Source organism: Pseudopedobacter sp. (assembly GCF_040392825.1).
Classification (GTDB): domain Bacteria; phylum Bacteroidota; class Bacteroidia; order Sphingobacteriales; family Sphingobacteriaceae; genus Pseudopedobacter.
Map to the genome: position 1 here is coordinate 1 of NZ_JBEBVH010000377.1, position 3,045 is coordinate 3,045.

Annotated in this window: 2 protein-coding genes and 1 pseudogene; 1 reads left to right on the plus strand and 2 read right to left on the minus strand. The window is 35.8% G+C overall.

Annotated elements, in window-relative coordinates:
* Window positions 1-284, minus strand: a pseudogene (locus tag ABWO41_RS17155) (fucose isomerase); the annotation flags it as partial.
* 274 nt (window positions 285-558) lie between these two features.
* On the opposite strand from ABWO41_RS17155, the gene ABWO41_RS17160 reads away from it, so the two are divergent.
* Window positions 559-1,422, plus strand: a complete 864-nt coding sequence (locus ABWO41_RS17160) for an AraC family transcriptional regulator (RefSeq protein WP_353140665.1) — start codon at window positions 559-561, stop codon at window positions 1,420-1,422.
* Window positions 1,423-1,550: 128 nt separating this feature from the next.
* On the opposite strand, the gene ABWO41_RS17165 is transcribed toward ABWO41_RS17160, so the two are convergent.
* Complete coding sequence (locus ABWO41_RS17165; protein WP_353140668.1) at window positions 1,551-2,927, minus strand: DUF3748 domain-containing protein; 1,377 nt, start codon at window positions 2,925-2,927, stop codon at window positions 1,551-1,553.
* Window positions 2,928-3,045 lie beyond the last annotated feature (118 nt).

A 3,045-nucleotide genomic window follows, 5' to 3' on the forward strand; every position in this document is an offset into this window, starting at 1 on the left:
CCTGCCAGAACGTGGTGACTATATTGCCATACGCTTTCTGCTACAACAAGCGGTAATTCGGGATCTATAGTTTTGAAAACTTCGATTCCCATGCGCTGAGAGTCTATAAATCCATGTTGTTTTTCTGCATCATATGCATGTGCTTTTTCAACAGTCCAACCTTCTTCGGCAAAAGCTTTTGCCAGTTGATTTTCCATTTCTGCTTGTGTGGCCCAGCAGCTTAAATTTGCAGAGGGACGTAAATCGCCACTACAAACCAGACTGATTTTCTTCTGTGTATTCATTGCTAATATAGGTTTAAATCAAAACACCTTTGGTTTTATGATAAGATAACATCTATCATATAGTAGTACCTAAAATACTGCTTTATACAAATATGGCAAGCAAAAGAGGTAAATCCATACGATTTATTGCCTTCTTTCTCCAATATATTATCATCTTTAATTTGTTTATTCAAAACAAGTATTATATTTATATAAACAAATTAATAACCTCCTTACACGCCTAATTCTGTAGGAGAAGTAAGAACCTGAATTGAAACAATTATTTAATTGAATTATGAAAGCGCAATTCCACAAAGTACCTACCAGACTGGAGACTTCATATAATATCAGGAATGATGTTTCTCCAAATTTTGGAACAATCTGGCATTATCATCCTGAACTTGAACTGCATTTTGTAAAAAAAGGTGAAGGGGTTCGTTTTATTGGGGATAATATTAACAACTTCTCTACTGGTGAGATGATCCTGCTTGGAGAGAATCTTCCACATACCTGGCGGTGTAAAGATGAGTACTTTTATCCGGGATCGGCATTAAACGTTGAAGCTACGGTTATCCAGTTTCTTCCGAATTGTCTGGGACAAGATTTCTTAAGTCTTCCCGAGACTTTTCAAATTCCTAAGTTATATGAGAAAGCTAAACAGGGACTTATTATAAAAGGAAAAACGAAGAAAAAACTGGAAACTTTGATGCATGATGCTTTGGGTGCGCAGAATCTTGAACGGGTTACGATCTTACTGAATATATTGAGTACGCTGGCTAACAGCAACGAATTTGAAACGATAACTAAATCTCATGCCTTCTATCAGACTAACAGCTTAGACACGGAACGCATTAATAAAATTTGTACTTATACTTTGTCTAACTACAAAGAGGATATCTCACTGGAACAAATTGCTTCGCTAAGTAACTTGAGTATAACTTCTTTCTGTAGATATTTCAAACAGATTACTAAAAAAACTTATTATGATTTTTTAACTGAAATCAGGATAAGTCATGCTTGCCGAATGCTGGTAAGTAACAGTATGACGGTTGAAGCCATTAGTATGGAATGTGGCTTTAATAATCCTTCTAATTTTTACAGACATTTCAAAAAGGTTATGGGCTGTACTCCTATTGAATATAAAACGAAATTTTATTAAAGTCTCTGCCCTCTCCTTATAGGTTTAATTAAATTAGTATTATCTGACGCAAGCGTGCCGCTTGTGCCTTAAAGACAAAATCTATGACAGCACAAGCGGATGCTTGCGCTATCGATGAGCTATCATAATTAATGTAAGCCAATACTAAAAATCTGCAACCAGCCATCTACAAAACGATTGTAGAAAACCCCATCTCCAGATTTTGACCATAAAACTGCACTAACGGGTTTATTGGCTTCAGAAAAATTATCAGTTATTTTCTGTGAAACTCCTGTTTCTAAATCAGTTATATAAACCGCATTATTGGCTACATAAGCCAGTTTCTTATCATCAGGACTCAAATTGATTCCGCTTTGTATATTAAAAGCATTAAATGTTAATTGTTTAACTTCTCCACCATTTGGAGAAACTCCAAATGCATTGATATAACCTTTACCATCTTTTGTTAAGAATACAATTAAGCTACCGTCTTTTGTTGACCTTAACCAATGGCGTGGTCCCTGAATTCCATGCTGCAAAAAGGTTACTCTTCTTTGTGAAACTCCTTTGGGTACACTGGGTCTTGTTTTTGCTGTTCCAGCTAAAGGTTTATCCTGTGCTTCCTGTGTTAAATCTTCCGGCAAATCAATAACGTATACTTCTGCTTTGGTATTACCCTGTTCGTCTTTTGTATTTCCCTGAATGGCAATGGCTCTTTTTTGTCTGGAACCATCAGCTTTAATATAACCGTTTGTACCTATCCAGCATTCATCAAAAGCCTTATCTATTTCATCTGTATTAGGTTTGGGATGCTCGGTAACGTCGCTAACAATAACAGAAAACATTTCTCCGCTATTATTTTCTAAAGATCCGTCATCCTGAACCTGTACTTTTTTAGGAAACATGACACCAACCGTTCTCAGGTCTTGTACAGACGAATCTTTCTTGCTTAACTGTTCTATTACATAGTCATTGTAAGTAAAGCAAATCATCTCTCCGTCACCACTCCATGAATGCGCATGAGTACCACCTCTTAAAGCCCCGGATGTAAAGGGTTCCTGAATATCTCTTGCATCCATATAAATTGCTTTACCTGGATTTCCCACCTCTACTGCAACACCGGTTCTTCTGGTAAATCCATACGGATTTTTTTCAGATGCATTTCGGATACCCTGAATAAATATTACTTTATGATCTACCGGAGAAAAAGTAGCAGCTCCAACACCTGGTCCAAATTGGGTCTGATTTTTTGTTTCATATAATTCTCTGGTTTCTCCCGTCTCTATATTCACCATTTCTATGGTAGAAGTACTTCCTATTTTGGAGTCGTCATTCCGGGTGTCATAAACTATCCACTTCCCATCCGGAGATATAACCTGTGTATGATTAATTAAATGTCCTTTATTTCCGAAAGTCAACTGTTTCTCTGTATGCATATTTTGTATTTGTGAATTACAAGAACTTAAACCGATAGCAAACCCTATCAGTATATATTTACAAAGTGCCTGTTTTTCGCTATAAATCATTGATATATAAAATTTGTATAAGACGAATTTATAGATTTATAATTAGTGTAAAGTTGCAATATTTTGCATACTCCTGTTAAAAATTATCTATTTACTGGTTAAAAAAAATCCCGATTCT

Excerpts from the sequence above, each read along its gene's own strand:
- ABWO41_RS17165 (WP_353140668.1), bottom strand. The coding sequence starts at position 2,927 with ATGATTTATAGCGAAAAACAGGCACTTTGTAAATATATACTGATAGGG.
- ABWO41_RS17160 (WP_353140665.1), top strand. The coding sequence starts at position 559 with ATGAAAGCGCAATTCCACAAAGTACCTACCAGACTGGAGACTTCATAT.